At 67.4% G+C, this 16,962-nt stretch carries 17 protein-coding genes; 15 read left to right on the plus strand and 2 right to left on the minus strand.

What is annotated here, in order from left to right; all coding sequences use genetic code 11:
• Window positions 1–3: 3 nt before the first annotated feature.
• The 14 genes from C0J29_RS06155 (at window position 4) to groL (ending at window position 13,453) form a co-directional block, all read left to right on the plus strand.
• On the plus strand, window positions 4–909 hold the full coding sequence (locus C0J29_RS06155) for a DUF4436 domain-containing protein (protein WP_065046539.1): 906 nt from the start codon (window positions 4–6) through the stop codon (window positions 907–909).
• Window positions 906–1,739 (plus strand): DUF4436 domain-containing protein, encoded by an 834-nt coding sequence (locus tag C0J29_RS06160; protein ID WP_065046537.1) that lies wholly within the window; start codon window positions 906–908, stop codon window positions 1,737–1,739. The genes C0J29_RS06155 and C0J29_RS06160 overlap by 4 nt, the downstream gene beginning before the upstream one ends.
• A gap of 49 nt (window positions 1,740–1,788) precedes the next feature.
• Window positions 1,789–2,670, plus strand: coding sequence for a DUF4436 domain-containing protein (locus tag C0J29_RS06165; RefSeq protein ID WP_065046535.1), 882 nt, complete (start codon window positions 1,789–1,791; stop codon window positions 2,668–2,670).
• A 53-nt stretch (window positions 2,671–2,723) separates the two neighbouring features.
• Entirely contained in the window at window positions 2,724–3,440 is a 717-nt protein-coding gene (locus C0J29_RS06170) for a rhomboid-like protein (RefSeq protein ID WP_065046533.1), read from the plus strand.
• 2 nt (window positions 3,441–3,442) lie between these two features.
• Window positions 3,443–4,858 carry a bifunctional ADP-dependent NAD(P)H-hydrate dehydratase/NAD(P)H-hydrate epimerase gene (locus C0J29_RS06175; protein ID WP_065046531.1) on the plus strand — a complete coding sequence of 472 codons (1,416 nt, stop codon included), beginning with the start codon at window positions 3,443–3,445 and terminating at the stop codon, window positions 4,856–4,858.
• Window positions 4,859–4,896: 38 nt separating this feature from the next.
• The gene (gene gad / locus C0J29_RS06180; RefSeq protein ID WP_120791784.1) at window positions 4,897–6,279 is read left to right on the plus strand and encodes a glutamate decarboxylase; all 1,383 of its coding nucleotides are present in this window, start codon (window positions 4,897–4,899) and stop codon (window positions 6,277–6,279) included.
• A 44-nt stretch (window positions 6,280–6,323) separates the two neighbouring features.
• Complete coding sequence (gene alr, locus C0J29_RS06185) at window positions 6,324–7,490, plus strand: alanine racemase (RefSeq protein WP_065046547.1); 1,167 nt, start codon at window positions 6,324–6,326, stop codon at window positions 7,488–7,490.
• A 52-nt stretch (window positions 7,491–7,542) separates the two neighbouring features.
• A complete protein-coding gene (locus C0J29_RS06190; RefSeq protein ID WP_240743589.1) occupies window positions 7,543–8,607 on the plus strand; it encodes an alpha/beta fold hydrolase in 1,065 nt (354 codons plus the stop codon).
• Window positions 8,600–9,073 carry a tRNA (adenosine(37)-N6)-threonylcarbamoyltransferase complex ATPase subunit type 1 TsaE gene (gene tsaE, locus C0J29_RS06195; RefSeq protein WP_120791786.1) on the plus strand — a complete coding sequence of 158 codons (474 nt, stop codon included), beginning with the start codon at window positions 8,600–8,602 and terminating at the stop codon, window positions 9,071–9,073. Before C0J29_RS06190 ends, tsaE begins: the two co-directional genes overlap by 8 nt.
• On the plus strand, window positions 9,070–9,690 hold the full coding sequence (gene tsaB, locus C0J29_RS06200) for a tRNA (adenosine(37)-N6)-threonylcarbamoyltransferase complex dimerization subunit type 1 TsaB (RefSeq protein WP_120794585.1): 621 nt from the start codon (window positions 9,070–9,072) through the stop codon (window positions 9,688–9,690). The genes tsaE and tsaB overlap by 4 nt, the downstream gene beginning before the upstream one ends.
• Window positions 9,687–10,154, plus strand: a complete 468-nt coding sequence (gene rimI, locus C0J29_RS06205) for a ribosomal protein S18-alanine N-acetyltransferase (RefSeq protein WP_120791787.1) — start codon at window positions 9,687–9,689, stop codon at window positions 10,152–10,154. The genes tsaB and rimI overlap by 4 nt, the downstream gene beginning before the upstream one ends.
• Window positions 10,151–11,176, plus strand: coding sequence for a tRNA (adenosine(37)-N6)-threonylcarbamoyltransferase complex transferase subunit TsaD (gene tsaD, locus C0J29_RS06210; protein ID WP_120791788.1), 1,026 nt, complete (start codon window positions 10,151–10,153; stop codon window positions 11,174–11,176). Before rimI ends, tsaD begins: the two co-directional genes overlap by 4 nt.
• Before the next feature lie 238 nt (window positions 11,177–11,414).
• On the plus strand, window positions 11,415–11,717 hold the full coding sequence (gene groES, locus C0J29_RS06215; RefSeq protein WP_011739140.1) for a co-chaperone GroES: 303 nt from the start codon (window positions 11,415–11,417) through the stop codon (window positions 11,715–11,717).
• A 107-nt stretch (window positions 11,718–11,824) separates the two neighbouring features.
• Window positions 11,825–13,453 (plus strand): chaperonin GroEL, encoded by a 1,629-nt coding sequence (groL, locus tag C0J29_RS06220; RefSeq protein WP_120791789.1) that lies wholly within the window; start codon window positions 11,825–11,827, stop codon window positions 13,451–13,453.
• Window positions 13,454–13,547: 94 nt separating this feature from the next.
• Here the strand turns inward: groL and C0J29_RS06225 are convergent, their stop codons facing one another.
• Window positions 13,548–14,669, minus strand: coding sequence for an oxidoreductase (locus C0J29_RS06225; protein WP_065043222.1), 1,122 nt, complete (start codon window positions 14,667–14,669; stop codon window positions 13,548–13,550).
• Between the two features lie 249 nt (window positions 14,670–14,918).
• Between C0J29_RS06225 and C0J29_RS06230 the strand changes: the two genes are divergently transcribed.
• Window positions 14,919–16,433, plus strand: coding sequence for an adenylate/guanylate cyclase domain-containing protein (locus C0J29_RS06230; RefSeq protein ID WP_120791790.1), 1,515 nt, complete (start codon window positions 14,919–14,921; stop codon window positions 16,431–16,433).
• An 8-nt stretch (window positions 16,434–16,441) separates the two neighbouring features.
• Here C0J29_RS06230 and C0J29_RS06235 read toward each other — a convergent pair whose 3' ends face one another.
• The gene (locus tag C0J29_RS06235) at window positions 16,442–16,948 is read right to left on the minus strand and encodes a hypothetical protein (RefSeq protein WP_242460364.1); all 507 of its coding nucleotides are present in this window, start codon (window positions 16,946–16,948) and stop codon (window positions 16,442–16,444) included.
• Between the last annotated feature and the right edge of the window lie 14 nt (window positions 16,949–16,962).

Consider the following 16,962-nt stretch of genomic DNA (forward strand, 5'->3'; position numbering starts at 1 on the left):
GCCATGCGGTGGGGGCTCGTCAGTTTTGCGGTTTTCGTCGTGGCGTATGTCAGCCTGGTCGCGCTGTACGCGCTCGCCGGCATGGGTCCGGCCCATCCCCTGACCGAAGGCCAGCCGTCGGCCGACGGGACCACCGTGACCCTGGACATCACGGGAATTCAGCCCTACCGCAACGCGCTGGTCGGCGACCTCACCGTCACGCCCGGGCCCGCGCTGCTGGATCCGCTGACCGGCAACCTCAAGGAAGACCTCACCGTCGCCGCCACCTCCGCGACCGCGCCGACCAGCCGGACCTGGCCGAAGGGTACGCAACCCGGCGTCGTCCCGGTTTCGCTCAACATCAACGGCGACGTGTCCGATTGGCCGTTCGACAGCTACGTCTCCAAACCGGTGTCGATCAACCTCTTCCGCGGCGCCCCGCAGACACCGGAATGGGCATCGGTGACATTCGTCGATCGCCTTCCCGGCTGGAAGGTCGAGGTGCAGGGCGGCGCCACCGGCGATGCCAAGACCCCCTACCGCGCACAGGTGCAGCGCTCGCCGAGCACCGTGGCGCTTGCCATGGCGCTCCTCGCGGTGCTCGTCGCCATTGCCGGCTTCGGGCTCTTCGTCGCCGTCCAGACGATTCGCGACCGGCGCAAGTTCCAGCCCCCGATGACGACGTGGTTCGCCGCCATGCTCTTCGCGGTGATCCCGCTGCGCAACGCGCTTCCCGATGCGCCGCCGTTCGGGGCGTGGGTGGACGTCACGGTGGTGCTGTGGGTGATCGTCGCCCTGGTCGTCTCGATGGGGATCTACGTGTCGTGCTGGTGGCGGCATCTGGCGCCGGAGAAACCCGCCGAACCCGAGAAACCGGCCGAACCCGAGAAACCCGCCCAATCTGACCAGTCCGCGGTGACCGGCCCGTGAAGCTCGCGGTCGCGAGTGTGCTTCTTTTCGTCGCGGCCTATGTCGGATCCATCGTGCTGTACGTCGACAGCGGTATGGGCCATCCACGTCGAATCGCCGACGGTCCCGCCCCTGCCGACGGCACCAAGGTGACGTTCGACATCGAGGACATCCAGTCCGACAACAGTGTGCTGCGGGCCAATATCACCGTTCTGCCCGGACCGGCCCTGCTTGACCCGGATACGCACACCCTCAAAGAAGACCTCAGCGTGGTGGCCACCTCGGTGGTGTCGACCAGCAAGCGGACCTGGCCGAGCGGCACACTGCCGGACATCCTGCCGGTGTCGGTCACCCTCACCGGCGACGTCGCCGACTGGCCGTTCGACAGCTACGAATCCGGGCCGCTGGCCATGCAACTCTTCTCCGGTCCCGCACAGACGCCGGTACCCGCCAAGTCCACATTGGTCGATCGGCTGCTCGGCTGGAAGGTCGAGGTCAATCGTCTCGGCGCGGGCAACGAACGCGCGCCGTACCGACTCGATCTCTACCGGTCACCCAGCACCGCTGCCTTCGCCGTCGTGATCCTCGGAGTCCTGGTCGCGCTCGCCGTTCTGGCGCTGTTCGTCGCGGTGCAGACGTTTCGCGACCGAAGAAAGTTTCAGCCGCCCATGACCACCTGGTATGCGGCGATGCTCTTCGCGGTCATGCCGCTACGGGGCGCGCTCCCTGACCCGCCGCCGGTCGGCGCGTGGATCGACGTCACGGTGGTGCTGTGGGTCATCGTGGTGTTGGTGATTTCGCTGACGCTGTACGTCGCCTGCTGGTGGCGGCATCTGAAACCCGAGGGATGAATTCGTTTGTTGCCTTGCGGCTTTTCGGCTGCGGTTATAGGGAATAGACATGAAGCTCGGGATCGTCGGTGTGCTGCTGTTCATCGCGGCTTACGTCGCGTCGAATTTCGTGTATGCCGGCGCCGGTCACGGCCCGCACGACCTGACCCAAGGGCAGCCGATGCCCGACGGAACGACCATCACCATGGACCTGCAGGAAGTTCAGCAGAGCAACACGATCCTGCTGGCCAACCTCACCATCGTGCCTGGACCTGGTTTGCTCGACCCCCGCACCCACGATCTGACTCAGGACCTCAGCGTCGTCGTCACTTCCGCGGCGTCGCCCACCAAACGATCGTGGACGAAAGGCATGGTGCCCGGCAGCTTTCCGGTGCCACTGAGTATCGCCGGAGCCGTCACCGACTGGCCGTTCGATCACTACGTTTCCGGACCGATCGCGGTCGAGGTCTTCCGGGGCGACAACCCGACGCCGGAGCGGGCGGCGGTGACGTTCGCCGACCGTCTCGCGGGTTGGCGCATCGACATTTCGACGACCGGCAATCCCGCCGCCACGGCACCGTATCGAATCGAGTTGGAGCGGTCGCCGAGCACCAAGACGTTCGCGGTCGTGATCCTCGCGGTCCTGGTGGCGCTGGCCGGCATGGGACTCTTCGTCGCCGTCCAGACCGCCCGGGACAAACGCAAGTTTCAGCCCCCGATGACCACCTGGTATGCGGCGATGCTCTTCGCGGTGGTGCCGCTGCGCAACGCGCTGCCCAACGCACCCCCGTTCGGCGCCGAGGTCGACGTCAGGGTCGTGCTCTGGGTGATCGTCGTCCTGGTGCTCTCGATGCTGATCTACATCACCTGCTGGTGGCGGCACCTGGCGCCGGAGCAACCGGCGAAGCCGGACAAACCCGCGAAACCCGCTGAGCCAGCGGCAACTAGCTGAACCGAAGCCGCCCACGCTGTACGCTGCGACACCGGGCGTGAAAGGGTTACACGGTGGCGAGAGTATCGGTATCGGTACGAGCTCGGGCGTTGGTGCGCATCGTGTGGCACTACGTCACCAGCGCGCCGCTGACCTACGGCTGGCTGCTGGCGCTGGCCATCACGACGATCCTGCAGAACCTGCTCACCGGCCGTCAGCTGCACTCGATCCTGCTGCACCGCTACACCAACGTCCACGCGCTGGCGACCGATCCGCTCGGCGTGCTGTTCTCCAGCCTGTGGTGGATCGACGGCCGGAGCCTGGAGCCCTACCTGCTGCTGTTCACCCTGTTCCTGGCGCCGGCCGAGCGATGGCTCGGCCAATTGCGTTGGCTCACAGTGGGATTGACGTCACACATCGTCGCCACCTACATCAGCGAAGGCCTGCTGTACATGGCGATCCAGATGCACGACGCCTCGGCGAGATCGGTGCGTGCCCACGACATCGGGGTCAGCTACTTCCTGGTCGGGGTCATGGGGATACTCACCTACCGCATCGCCCGGCCGTGGCGCTGGGGCTATCTGGGGGTTCTGTTGCTCATCTTCGGTTTTCCGGTGCTGGTGATGGACCGTATCGAGCTCAGCTTCACCGCCATCGGACACTTCGCTGCGCTGCTGATCGGCCTGGCGTTCTTCCCGATGGCCCGCGAGCGCAAGACCGGCTCCTGGAATCCGGCCGAGCGGTTCAAAGCCGTCTTCGGACGGCGCAAGACACAGGAAGCGCCGGGCTGACGATGCGGCATTACTACTCTGCGGACACGATTCGCGACGCGGAAGCGCCGCTGCTGGCCAGCCTGCCCGATGGCGCATTGATGAAACGCGCGGCCTACGGTCTTGCCACTGCGATCATTCGTGAGCTGACCGCCCGCACCGGCGGAGTCGCCGGGCGCCGGGTCTGCGCGGTCGTAGGGTCCGGCGACAACGGCGGCGACGCGCTGTGGGCGGCGACCTTTTTGCGTCGGCGCGGCGCGGCCGCCGACGCGGTGCTGCTCAACCCCGACAAGACCCACCGGAAAGGGCTGGCGGCATTCCGCGGGGCGGGCGGCCGGGTCGTCGAAAGCATCAATGCCTCAACCGATCTCGTGATCGACGGGGTGGTGGGTATCTCCGGTTCGGGACCGCTGCGGCCCGCCGCCGCGCACATCTTCGAGCAGGCCCGTGACATCCCGGTGGTCGCCGTCGACATTCCCAGCGGAATCGACGTGGCCACCGGCGCCATCACCGGACCCGCCGTGCGCGCCGCCCTCACCGTCACCTTCGGTGGCCTCAAACCCGTGCATGCGCTGGCCGATTGCGGCCGCGTCGAACTCGTCGACATCGGACTCGATCTGCCCGACACCGACGTGCGCAGTTTCCAGGCCGCCGATGTCCTGGCGCGCTGGCCGGTGCCCGGTGCCCGCGACGACAAGTACACCCAAGGCGTCACCGGCGTGCTGGCCGGTTCCTCGACCTACCCGGGTGCCGCGGTGCTGTGCACGGGCGCGGCGGTGGCGACCCACTCGGGCATGGTCCGCTACGCCGGCAGCGCTCACCATGAAGTGCTGGCCCGCTGGCCCGAGGTGATCGCCTCACCCACCCCTGCTGCGGCCGGACGGGTGCAGTCCTGGGTGGTCGGGCCGGGACTGGGCACCGACGAGGACGGCGCCGCCGCCCTGTGGTTCGCCCTGGAGACCGACCTGCCGGTGCTGGTGGACGCCGACGGGTTGACCATGCTGGCCGCCCATCCGGATCTGGTCGCCGACCGCACCGCCCCGACGGTGCTGACCCCGCACGCCGGGGAATTCGCCCGGCTGGCCGGATCGCCGCCCGGGGACGACCGGGTCGGTGCTACGCGCAGGCTCGCCGACGCCTTGGGGGCCACCGTTCTGCTCAAGGGGAACGTCACCGTCATCGCCGATCCCGGGGGACCCGTTTACCTGAACCCCGCCGGGCAGTCCTGGGCCGCCACCGCCGGGTCGGGCGACGTGCTGTCCGGGATGATCGGCGCCCTGCTGGCCTCCGGTCTCCCCGCCGGCGAGGCCGCCGCGGCCGCGGCATTCGTCCACGCCCGGGCCGCGGCGCTGTCGGCCGCCGACCCGGGACCCGGCGAGGCGCCTACCTCGTCGTCGCGGATTCTGCACCACATCCGGGCCGCCCTTGCCTCTCTCTAACAAGCCGCTCTCCAGCAATCAGCAACGAAAGGATCGCCGTGTCCAAAAGCCACCCGTCGATGGCCACCCACTCGATCACTCCGGCCTACACCGGTCGCCTGTTCACCGCGCCGGTGCCGGCGTTGCGGATGCCCGACGAGTCAATGGATCCCGAAGCCGCCTACCGCTTCATCCACGACGAGCTGATGCTCGACGGCAGCTCGCGGCTGAACCTGGCCACCTTCGTCACGACCTGGATGGACCCCGAAGCCGGGAAACTCATGGCCGAGACGTTCGACAAGAACATGATCGATAAGGACGAGTACCCGGCGACCGCGGCCATCGAGCAGCGCTGTGTGTGCATGGTTGCCGACCTGTTTCACGCCGAGGGCCTGCGCGACGACGATCCCAGTAGTGCCGTCGGGGTGTCGACCATCGGGTCCAGCGAGGCGGTGATGCTGGGTGGGCTGGCGATGAAGTGGCGCTGGCGCGCCAAGACCAAGGACTGGAAGGGCCGCACCCCCAACCTGGTGATGGGTTCCAACGTGCAGGTGGTGTGGGAGAAGTTCTGTCGCTACTTCGACGTCGAACCGATCTACCTGCCGATGGAGGAGGGCCGCTACGTCATCACGCCCGAACAGGTGCTCGACGCCGTCGACGAGAACACCATCGGTGTGGTGGCGATCCTGGGCACCACCTACACCGGGGAACTCGAACCGGTGGCCGAAATCTGCGCCGCCCTGGACAAGCTGGCGGCAGGCGGGGGTGTGGACGTCCCGGTGCACGTCGACGCCGCCAGCGGGGGTTTCGTGGTGCCATTCCTGCATCCGGACCTGGTGTGGGACTTCCGGTTACCGAGGGTGGTCTCGATCAACGTCAGCGGCCACAAGTACGGCCTGACCTATCCCGGCATCGGGTTCGTGGTGTGGCGCAGTCCCGAATATCTGCCCGAGGATCTGGTCTTCCGGGTGAACTACCTGGGCGGTGACATGCCCACCTTCACGCTGAACTTCTCCCGGCCGGGCAACCAGGTGGTCGGCCAGTACTACAACTTCCTGCGGCTGGGCCGCGAGGGCTACACCCAGGTGATGCAGTCGCTGTCCGCGACCGCGCGCTGGCTGGGTGAGCAGCTGCGCACCGGCGAGCACATGGAGATCATCTCCGACGGTTCGGCCATTCCGGTGGTCAGCTTCCGGCTGGCCAAAGACCGCGGCTACACCGAGTTCGACGTCTCCCACGAGCTGCGCGGATACGGCTGGCAGGTGCCGGCGTACACCATGCCGGACAACGCCACCGACGTGTCGGTGCTGCGCATCGTGGTCCGCGAAGGCCTCTCCGCGGACCTGGCCCGGGCGCTGCACGACGACGCGATCAAGGCGCTGACGTCGCTGGACAAGCTCAAGCCGGGCGGCCACTACGAGGCCGAGCACTTCGCGCACTGACCGGTCCAGACCGCCAGTCACGACGTTCTGGGACAATGGTCGGCGTGTCCGTCACGCCGATCTCCCTGACCCCGGGCGTCCTCGCCGAGGCCGTAATCGACCTGGGCGCCATCGCGCACAACGTGCGGGTGCTGCAGGAACACGCCGGAAACGCCCAGGTCATGGCCGTGGTCAAGGCCGACGGCTACGGGCACGGCGCTACCCGCGTCGCGTTCACCGCACTGGCCGCCGGTGCCACCGAACTCGGGGTCGCCACGATCGACGAGGCTCTTGCACTCCGGGCCGACGGCATCCTCGACCCGATTCTGGCCTGGCTGCATCCGCCGGGTTGTGACTTCGCTCCCGCCCTGCAGGGCGACGTGCAGATCGCGGTCTCCTCGGTGCGCCAACTCGAGGAGTTGCTGGACGCGGCACGCCGTACCGGTGTGACCGCCACCGTCACGGTCAAGGTGGACACCGGCCTGAACCGCAACGGCGTGGCCGCAGCGGATTTCCCCGCCATGGTGACCGCGCTCAAGCAGGCCGTCGCGGACGAGGCCGTCACGCTGCGGGGGCTGATGTCGCACATGGTCTTCGCCGATTCGCCGGAACAACCCATCAACGACATCCAGGCCCAGCGGTTCCGCGAGATGCTGGCTTACGCGGCCGATCAGGGGGTGCGGTTCGAGGTGGCACACCTGTCGAACTCGTCGGCCACCATGGCCCGCCCCGACCTGACGTTCGACCTGGTGCGCCCGGGCATCGCGGTGTACGGGCTGAGCCCGGTGCCTAGACTGGGCGACATGGGCCTGATTCCGGCGATGACCGTCAAATCCCCTGTCGCACTGGTCAAGTCGATCAAAGCAGGCGAGGGAGTGTCCTACGCGCACACCTGGATCGCGCCCCGCGACACGAACGTGGCCCTGATCCCGATCGGCTACGCCGACGGCGTAGTCCGGTCGTTGGGCGGGCGGCTGGATGTGCTGATCAACGGCCGGCGGCGGCCCGGGGTGGGACGGGTCTGCATGGACCAGTTCGTCGTCGACCTGGGGCCTGGCCGGCCGGACGTGGCCGAAGGCGACGAGGCGGTCCTGTTCGGGCCCGGCACCGGTGGCGAGCCCACCGCACAGGACTGGGCCGATCTGATCGGGACCATCCACTACGAGGTGGTCACCGGCATCCGCGGCCGGATCAGCAGGACCTACCGCGAGGTCGAAGCCGTTGAGCGCTGACGACAGCCACCGCATCCCGAAGGGCAAGGCCTGGCTAGCGGGAAGCGCCGGGCTGACCGCGGTGGCCACGCTGGTCGGCGCGTCGGCCCGCAAGACGATCATCGAACGCACCTCATCCGACGAAGACCCCTGGGCGGGCGAGGATTTCGAGCGACTCGACAGCGACCGCGGCCAAGTGGTGATGACCCCTGACGGCGTGCCGCTGGCGGTCCGTGAGGCCGGGCCACCCGACGCACCGCTGACCGTGATTTTCGCGCACGGGTTCTGTCTCCGGATGGGCGCCTTCCACTTTCAGCGGATGCGACTCGGCGAGGTGCTGGGTGCACAGGTGCGCATGGTGTTCTACGACCAGCGTGGCCACGGCCAGTCCGGTGAGGGCGAACAGGATTCCTACACGCTCACCCAACTCGGCCAGGATCTCGAAACGGTGCTGCAGGTCACCGCGCCGCGCGGTCCGATCATTCTGGTCGGGCATTCGATGGGCGGCATGACGGTGCTCTCGCACGCGGGACAATTCCCCGACCAGTACGGCCGCCGCATCGTGGGCGCGGCGCTGATTTCGTCGGCAGCCGAAGGTGTCACCCGCTCACCGCTGGGGGCATTCTTGAAAAACCCGGCGCTCGACGCGGTCCGGTTCACCGCCAAGTCGGCGCCGAAGCTGATGCACCGGGGCCGCAACGTGTCCCGCTCCCTGATCGGCCCGATCCTGCGCGCCGCGTCCTACAGCGATCTGCAGGTCAGCCGCAGCCTGGACGCGTTCTCGCAGAAGATGATGAACGGCACCCCGATCGCCACCCTGGTCGGGTTCCTGCGCGCCCTGGAGAATCACGACGAAACCGCGGGATTGTGGACGCTGCTGAAGATTCCAACTCTGATCGCGTGCGGCGACCACGACCTGCTCACCCCCGACGAGTACTCCCGGCTGATGGCGGCCTCGCTGCCGCAGTCGGAGTTGGTGATCGTTCCCGGCGCCAGCCACCTGGCCTTGCTGGACAAGCCGGACACCATCAACGACGGGCTGATCCGGCTGATCGAGCGGGCGCAGCCGGGGAAGCTGACCCTGCGCTACCGGCGATTCGGGGAACGGCTGCGCGGACGGTTCCGGCGCCGTGGCTGACTCTGGGTTTGACGGCGGCAAGGCCACGCTCGAGCGCGTCGAGGACACGGTGGCGCTCGGGTCGAAGCTGGGCGAACAGCTGCGCGCCGGCGACGTCGTGGTGCTCTCCGGGCCACTGGGTGCCGGAAAAACGGTGCTGGCCAAGGGAATTGCCGCGGCGATGGATGTCGACGGCCCGGTGACCTCGCCGACGTTCGTGCTGGCGCGGGTGCATCCTGCGCGTCGCTCGGGCAGTCCGTCCATGATCCACGTCGACGTCTATCGACTGCTCGACCAGTACGGCGCCGACCTGCTCGGCGAGCTCGACTCGCTCGACCTCGACACCGATCTCGAAGACGCCGTCGTGGTGGTCGAGTGGGGCGAAGGCCTCGTGGAGCGACTCGCCGAGCGACACCTGGACGTCCGACTCGAGCGGCTCGCCCATTCCGACGTCCGGATGGCGACCTGGGAGTGGGTGGGCCGATGATCGTGCTCGCACTGGATACCTCCACCCCGGCCGTCACGGCGGGCATCGTCAGGGTCGACGACTTCGCCACGCTCGCGCAGCGGGTCACCGTCGACTCCCGCGCCCACGCCGAACGTCTGACACCCAATGTTGTTGCAGCACTTGCCGATGCGGGCCTGACGATGGCCGATCTGGACGGCGTGGTGGTGGGGTGTGGACCCGGACCGTTCACCGGGCTGCGGGCCGGGATGGCCAGCGGGGCCGCCTACGGGCACGCCTTGGGAATCCCGGTGCACGGCGTGTGCAGCCTGGACGCCATCGGCGTGCTCACCGCCGGTGAGACCTTGGTGGTGACCGACGCCCGCCGCCGGGAGGTCTACTGGGCGCGCTACCGCGACGGCGTCCGCACCGACGGCCCCGCCGTGCATGCTCCGGCCGACGTCGAAGCCGGTCCGGCGCGGGCGGTTGCCGGGTCCCCGCAGCACGCGGCGCTGTTCGAGCTGCCGTATGCCGAGCCCGAATATCCGACGCCGGCCGGCCTGGTCCGTGCGGTGCCCGACTGGACCGCCGAACCTGCCCCGCTGGTGGCGCTGTACCTGCGACGACCCGATGCCAAGCCGCTGGCGGCGCGGGCGTGACCGCCCACCTGGAGCCCGTCAGCCTGGGTCCGCTGACCTACGGGGACGCCGAGCGGTGCGCCGAACTGGAGGCGTTGCTGTTCGACGGTGACGACCCGTGGCCGGCCGTCGCATTCCAGCGCGAGCTGCACAGCAAGACCAACCACTATGTGGGGGCGCGCAGCGACGGCACGCTCGTCGGGTATGCCGGCATCTCGCGCCTCGGCCGGGTCGCGCCCTTCGAGTACGAGGTGCACACGATCGGGGTGGACCCCGATTACCAGGGGCAGGGGATCGGTCGTCGCCTGCTCAACGCGCTGTTGGACTTCGCGGACGGGGCAGTGGTGTTCCTCGAGGTTCGCACCGACAACGAACCCGCCATCGGTCTCTACCGCAGTGCGGGGTTCGAGCAGATCGGCCTGCGCAAGCGGTACTACCGAGTGAGCGGGGCCGACGCCTACACCATGCGGAGAGATGCTCAGTGACAACGATTTTGGCTATCGAATCGTCCTGCGATGAAACGGGTGTCGGGATTGCCCGGCTTGGCCCCGACGGGACCGTGGCACTGCTGGCCGACGAGGTCGCGTCCAGCGTCGACGAGCATGTCCGGTTCGGCGGAGTGGTGCCCGAGATCGCGTCCCGGGCACATCTGGAGGCCCTCGGTCCCGCGATGCGCCGCGCGCTGGCGAGGGCCGGTATCGACCGGCCCGATATCGTCGCGGCCACCATCGGGCCCGGCCTGGCCGGGGCCCTGCTGGTGGGAGTCGCTGCGGCCAAGGCGTATTCGGCCGCCTGGGGGGTGCCGTTCTACGCGGTGAATCACCTGGGCGGGCACCTGGCCGCCGACGTCTACGAGCACGGGCCGTTGCCCGAGTCGGTTGCGCTGCTGGTATCCGGCGGGCACACGCACCTGCTGCACGTGCGTTCGCTCGGCGAACCGATCGCCGAACTGGGCAGCACCGTCGACGACGCCGCGGGGGAGGCCTACGACAAAGTGGCGCGGCTGCTGGGCCTGGGCTATCCGGGCGGCCGGGTGCTCGACGAGCTGGCCCGCACCGGCGACCCGGACGCGGTCACGTTTCCCCGCGGCATGACCGGGCCGCGGGATGACCCGTACGCCTTCAGTTTCTCGGGCCTCAAAACCGCTGTGGCCCGCTACGTCGAGAGCAATCCCGACTTCGTGCCCGCCGACGTGGCGGCCGGTTTCCAGGAAGCCGTGGCCGACGTGCTGACCCGCAAGGCGGTGCGCGCGGCGACCGAACTGGGAGTCTCGACCCTGCTGATCGCCGGTGGGGTGGCCGCGAACTCACGGCTGCGCGAGCTGGCCACCGAGCGTTGCCGCGCCGCGGGCCTGACGCTGCGGATCCCCAAGCCGCGTCTGTGCACCGACAACGGGGCGATGATCGCCTCGTTCGCCGCGCACCTGATGGCCGCGGGCGCGGCGCCGTCACCGCTGGATGCGCGGAGTGACCCGGGACTGCCCGTGGTGCGGGGCCAAGTCGGTTGATGTTCGCTGTGCGCGTAGAAGCACCGGGGCACCCTTGAGTGCTAGCACTCTCATGTATAGAGTGCTAGGTGGCAGTCGGACGACCCCTGTGTCGGCACCCGCGACGACGGCGCGAGGGACTCGGACGAATGCCGTATCACCTGGTAATTCGGACGGTGCGGGGCAGCCCCGGGCCGACCGCCAACTCCGGTCAGGGCAAAAGCTCCGGACCCGATTCAACTAGTGGAGGGCTCCAATCGTGGCGAAGGTCAACATCAAGCCACTCGAGGACAAGATTCTCGTACAGGCCAACGAGGCCGAGACCACGACCGCATCCGGTCTGGTCATTCCCGACACCGCCAAGGAGAAGCCCCAGGAGGGCACCGTCGTCGCAGTCGGCCCCGGCCGTTGGGACGAGGACGGCGAAAAGCGGATCCCGCTCGACGTCGCTGAGGGTGACACCGTCATCTACAGCAAGTACGGCGGCACCGAAATCAAGTACGGCGGCGAGGAGTACCTGATCCTGTCGGCACGCGACGTGCTGGCTGTCGTTTCCAAGTAACACGTCGTTTTTAAGTACCTCAACGTGTCCCGCCCCGGCGATCCCCGCGTGCAAGCGCGGGTGATTTCCGGGGCGGCATGCGTTACGCGCTTAGGTGAAGGAGCTTCATGAGCAAGATAATTGAGTACGACGCGACCGCGCGTCGTGCGATGGAAGCGGGCGTGAACAAGCTCGCGGACGCGGTCAAGGTGACGCTCGGCCCCGGCGGCCGCCACGTGGTGCTGGCCAAGGCGTTCGGCGGACCGCAGGTGACCAACGACGGTGTCACCGTCGCACGCGAGATCGACCTGGAAGACCCCTTCGAAAATCTCGGTGCGCAGTTGGTGAAGTCGGTCGCCACCAAGACGAACGACGTCGCGGGCGACGGCACCACCACCGCGACCGTGTTGGCCCAGGCCCTGGTGAAGGGCGGCTTGCGGCTGGTCGCCGCGGGCGTCAACCCGATCGCGCTGGGCTCGGGCATCAGCAAGGCCGCCGACGCGGTATCCGAGGCGTTGCTGGCCGCGGCCACCCCGGTCTCCGGCAAGGAGGCCATCGCCCAGGTGGCGACCGTGTCCTCGCGCGACGAGCGCCTCGGCGACCTGGTCGGTGAGGCGATGAGCAAGGTCGGTCACGACGGCGTGGTCAGCGTGGAGGAGTCCTCGACGCTCGACACCGAGCTGGAGTTCACCGAGGGCGTGGGCTTCGACAAGGGTTTCCTGTCGGCCTACTTCGTCACCGACTTCGACGCCCAGCAGGCGGTGCTCGACGACCCGCTGATCCTGCTCCACCAGGACAAGATCAGCTCGCTGCCCGACCTGCTGCCGTTGCTGGAAAAGGTTGCCGAATCGGGCAAGCCGCTGCTGATCATCGCCGAGGACGTCGAGGGTGAGGCGCTGGCGACGCTGGTCGTCAACTCCATCCGCAAGACGTTGAAGGCTGTCGCGGTCAAGGCGCCGTTCTTCGGCGACCGCCGCAAGGCCTTCCTGCAGGACCTGGCCATCGTGACCGGCGGCGAGGTGGTCAACCCCGACACCGGCCTGCTGCTGCGCGAGGTCGGCCTCGAGGTGCTGGGTTCGGCCCGGCGTGTGGTGGTCAGCAAGGACGACACGATCATCGTCGACGGTGCCGGCTCCAAGGACGCGGTTGGCAACCGGGTCAAGCAGCTACGCGCCGAGATCGAAGCCAGCGACTCCGACTGGGACCGCGAGAAGCTGCAGGAACGGGTTGCCAAGCTGGCCGGCGGCGTGGCCGTCATCAAGGTCGGCGCCGCCACCGAGACCGCGCTCAAGGAGCGCAAGGAAAGCGTCGAGGACGCCGTCGCGGCGGCCAAGGCCGCGGTCGAGGAGGGCATCGTCCCGGGCGGCGGCTCTGCGCTGATCCAGGCACGCCACGTGCTGGAGTCGCTGCGCAACGAACTCAGCGGCGACGAAAAGCTCGGCGTCGACGTGTTCTCCGAGGCGCTGGCCGCGCCGCTGTACTGGATCGCGACCAACGTCGGCCTCGACGGCGCCGTGGCGGTCAACAAGGTCAGCGAGCTGCCCACCGGGCAGGGCCTGAACGCGGCGACCCGCTCCTACGGAGACCTCGGTGCCGACGGCATCGTCGACCCGGTCAAGGTGACCCGTTCGGCCGTGCTCAACGCCTCATCGGTGGCCCGGATGGTGCTGAGCACCGAGACGGCCGTCGTCGACAAGCCGGCCAACGAGGAAGACGACCACGGCCACGGACATGGCCACGGTCATCACCATCACTGAGTAGTTCGACGAAGCACCCCCGGATCCCGTTGGGCCGGGGGTGTTTTCGTTGTGGCGTGGCTCAGCGGAGACTCAGACGCTTCGCAGTCTTTCGCTAGTGCGTCGCGGTGACTTCCCACTCTTTGATGTCTGCGACGGGGCCGAAGAGCTCTGCCGGCACGTCAGGTGACAGCGGTTCACCGGCGAGCACCCGACGGGGCCAGTCTCGGTTGGCCAGAGCGGGTTTCGCGAGGGCAACGACGTCGGCGGTGCCAGAACTGATCAGCTCGGTGGCGTCACGAGGGTCATCGAGGTGACCGTTGGCGATGATCGTCAGACCGCTGTAGTGCTTTGCCAGTTCAGCCAGCGTCTTATCGGTGTCGGCGAAAGCTGGTGCCAGAGCCCGGTATTCGGTGGTGTGAATATAGTCGAGCCCGGTGTCGCCCAATGCTTGGAAAATGACCGCCGCGTCCTCCTCGCCACCCGCCCAGCGATGGCGATTGTCGGAAACCTTGCCCTGTGAAATGCGGATTCCGACGGCGATGTCCGCGCCGACGGCATCGACGACATCGCGGGAGATTTCGGCGGCTAACCTGACGCGGTTGGCGACGCTGCCGCCGTAGTCGTCGGCGCGACGATTCAAATAGTCAGTGAGAAACGCATCGATGAGGTAGCCGTTGGCGCCGTGGATCTCCACACCATCGAACCCGGCATCGCGGGCCGACCGGGCGGCGTGCACGAACGCTGAGCGCACCTGATTTATCTGGTCGGTCGTCATTGCCTCGGGCACCGCAAAAGGACCGGCGCCCCGGTACATCGCCAGCTGTTCGCCCTTCGGTCGCACAGCCGAGGGCCCCCACGTGGTGTCGGTGTGGGGGTTGCCTTGTGACTGGCTACCGGCATGCATGAGTTGAGCGAAATACTTGGATCCGGCGGCGTGGACTCCGTCGACGACCTTTCGCCAGGCCGCGACCTGTGCCGCGGTCGTGATACCGGGCTGGAATCGGTAGCCCTGGCTGGCCTGTTCGTCGATGTACAGCCCCTCGGTGATCAACAGCGCGAAGCCGCCTTCTGCGAACTTGCGGTAGTAGCGGGCCATCTGGTCAGTCGCCAGTCCGTCGGCCGTGGCGCTGACCCGGGTCATCGGTGACAGGGCGACTCGGTTGTTCAGAGCAACGTCGCCGATAGCTGTAGCGCTGAACAAGGGCCGATAGGGCAGGTCCAATTGGGCAGGCATACTGCATCCCCCTTCGTCGTTCACCGTTGACGGCAGTAACTGTGCTCGGTGACTGTGCGTGAGGCTGAACGATTTTCCGAATGCTGGCATTCCCGGGTGTGCGACGGCCGCGTCATCGACAAACCGGCCGAAAGGAAAGACGGCAACAGCCACGGTCATAACCAGCAGCACTAGAAGCACGTAGCGCAGACCACCCCCGGTCACCCCAGACCGGGGGTGCTTTGCTCATCCGATCCATAAAATCGCGTGATGGACCGCATATGGCAGTGGGTGTGGGACCGGTTTGGGACGAGGTACTCGTGGGTCTTCTGTGCGATCACGTTTGTCTTGCTGCTCTCGATGTATTTGCTCTGGTCGTTTCTGGTCATCAGCCTCGAGGCGTCGCGTGATTACGCCGAGACCGCCGTTGTCACCGTCGTCGTGGTGCTGGTGCTGTCATACCTGACCGTTCTTCCTGGCCGCAGCTGGAGCCGGCTTGCGCAGCGGTGGGCGGGCGGCCACCCTGTCGATCGGTCAGCGGCAGTCGAGGCCACGTATGCGTGGTCTCGCGCAGCGGCAGCCCGCGCGGTCACGGTAAACGCGCTCGGCGCAGCGCTGCTGCTGGTCGTTGTCGGTGCAATGGCCGGGGCAAACCATTGGCGGCTGGTGCAGTACGGCGTCCTCGGCGTTGTTGTCGGCATGTGCGTCCAGTTGATCGCTGTGCACAGCTACGCCGAAGCAGCGCTACGACCGGTCAGGACGGCCCTCATCGGTGACTCGGCATTCGGCGACGAGCTTCCGCGGTCTCGCCCCAGCTTTGCTGCCTGGACGAATGTATCGGTGTTGGCGAGCGTCCTCTTGTTGGGACTCACCGGCGCGATGTTGGCCGCGGTCGTCGATCAGGCGAGAGCGGTTCCCCTGTTCGCCCTAGTGATCAGCCTGTCGGTGACCCTGGTGTTCGGTGTCCCAATCGGAGTCGGTGCCATGCTTTCGCCGTCGCTGCTGCCGATCCGTGACCTTGCGGACGGAACCGAACGTGTCGCGGCCGGCGATTACTCCGAGCGCGTGCCGGTGGTTCAGGACGACGACTTGGGTGCGCTCGCAGCGTCTTTCAATCGGATGCAGGCGGGATTAGCTGAGCGGCAACGACTTCAGGTTGCGTTCGGAACATATGTCGACCCGGCTCTGGCGGCGCGGCTGCTCGAGCAGGGCGATGACGTGTTCAGCGGTGAACGGCGCGAGGTGACAGTGATGTTCGTGGATATCCGCGATTTCACGCCATTCGCCGAAACACACACAGCCGAGGAGACGGTCGCTCATCTCAACGTCTTGTTCGAGATCGTGGTGCCTGCAGTAGTCGATGCGGGCGGGCATGTCAATAAATTCCTCGGCGACGGTGCCCTCGCCGTCTTCGGCGCACCCAATGATCTTGATACACATCCTGATTCGGCTTTGTCCGCAGCCGTGACCATTCATCGCATGGTTGCCGAGCAGTTCGGCGGGGCTTTGCGCATCGGCATCGGTATCAATACCGGTGTCGTGATCGCCGGCACGATCGGCGGGGGAGGCAAGCTCGAGTTCACCCTGATCGGTGACGCCGTCAATGTCGCGGCCCGCGTCGAGCAGCTCACCAAGACCACCGGGGACGCGATCCTGCTCACTGGGCAGACTGTCAACGCTCTGGGCACTCGGCCGTCCGGTCTCGTGGACCGCGGCGCGCACGCGCTGAAAGGGAAGTCCGCATCCGTCGAGGTCTTCGGGCTCGACCCAGCGATGACAGCCTGATTCTTACCTCAATGCGCGGTCGGCTGAATGGAGACCAGGCGGAACCAGCCGGCGTTCGTGTCGTCGGGAGTGAACCGAACCACCAGGACGTCAGGCGGGAACTGGCTGGCCAGGTCGTTGAGGGTCCGGGGCAGGAACGCCCTGGCCTTGGCTTCGCCGTACCAATTGGGATTCGACGGGTCGGGGGGACCGACACCTTCGAGCTCGGTGTCCCAGCGCTGAATCGGAGCGGGTGGCGTCGCGCCGAATCCGGTGGACTTCAGGTAGGCCTCGGCTTGTCCGGTCAGGGTGATCGCGGTCCCACCCCCCACCGGCTTGCCGGTGATCGTCCCGTCGGTGACGTTGGCCGTCACCGATGCCAACCGCACCGTGCAGACGTTGTCGACAACGGCGGACGGCGCGCAGAAGTCGGGTAGTGGTGCGCCCTGGGCTGGGGCGATATTGAGGAGGGCCGGAAACGACAGGACAGCTACTGCGGTGGCAATGGTGGCTACTGCGCGACTGCGGGTCGACATCCCTGCACTGTATA

Source organism: Mycobacterium paragordonae, from assembly GCF_003614435.1.
GTDB classification, from domain to species: Bacteria; Actinomycetota; Actinomycetes; order Mycobacteriales; family Mycobacteriaceae; genus Mycobacterium; species Mycobacterium paragordonae.

Coding starts and splice junctions, on each gene's coding strand:
- C0J29_RS06155 (WP_065046539.1), top strand. CDS start 4: ATGCGGTGGGGGCTCGTCAGTTTTGCGGTTTTCGTCGTGGCGTATGTC.
- C0J29_RS06165 (WP_065046535.1), top strand. CDS start 1,789: ATGAAGCTCGGGATCGTCGGTGTGCTGCTGTTCATCGCGGCTTACGTC.
- C0J29_RS06175 (WP_065046531.1), top strand. CDS start 3,443: ATGCGGCATTACTACTCTGCGGACACGATTCGCGACGCGGAAGCGCCG.
- tsaB (WP_120794585.1), top strand. CDS start 9,070: ATGATCGTGCTCGCACTGGATACCTCCACCCCGGCCGTCACGGCGGGC.
- groL (WP_120791789.1), top strand. CDS start 11,825: ATGAGCAAGATAATTGAGTACGACGCGACCGCGCGTCGTGCGATGGAA.
- C0J29_RS06225 (WP_065043222.1), bottom strand. CDS start 14,669: ATGCCTGCCCAATTGGACCTGCCCTATCGGCCCTTGTTCAGCGCTACA.
- C0J29_RS06230 (WP_120791790.1), top strand. CDS start 14,919: ATGGACCGCATATGGCAGTGGGTGTGGGACCGGTTTGGGACGAGGTAC.
- C0J29_RS06235 (WP_242460364.1), bottom strand. CDS start 16,948: ATGTCGACCCGCAGTCGCGCAGTAGCCACCATTGCCACCGCAGTAGCT.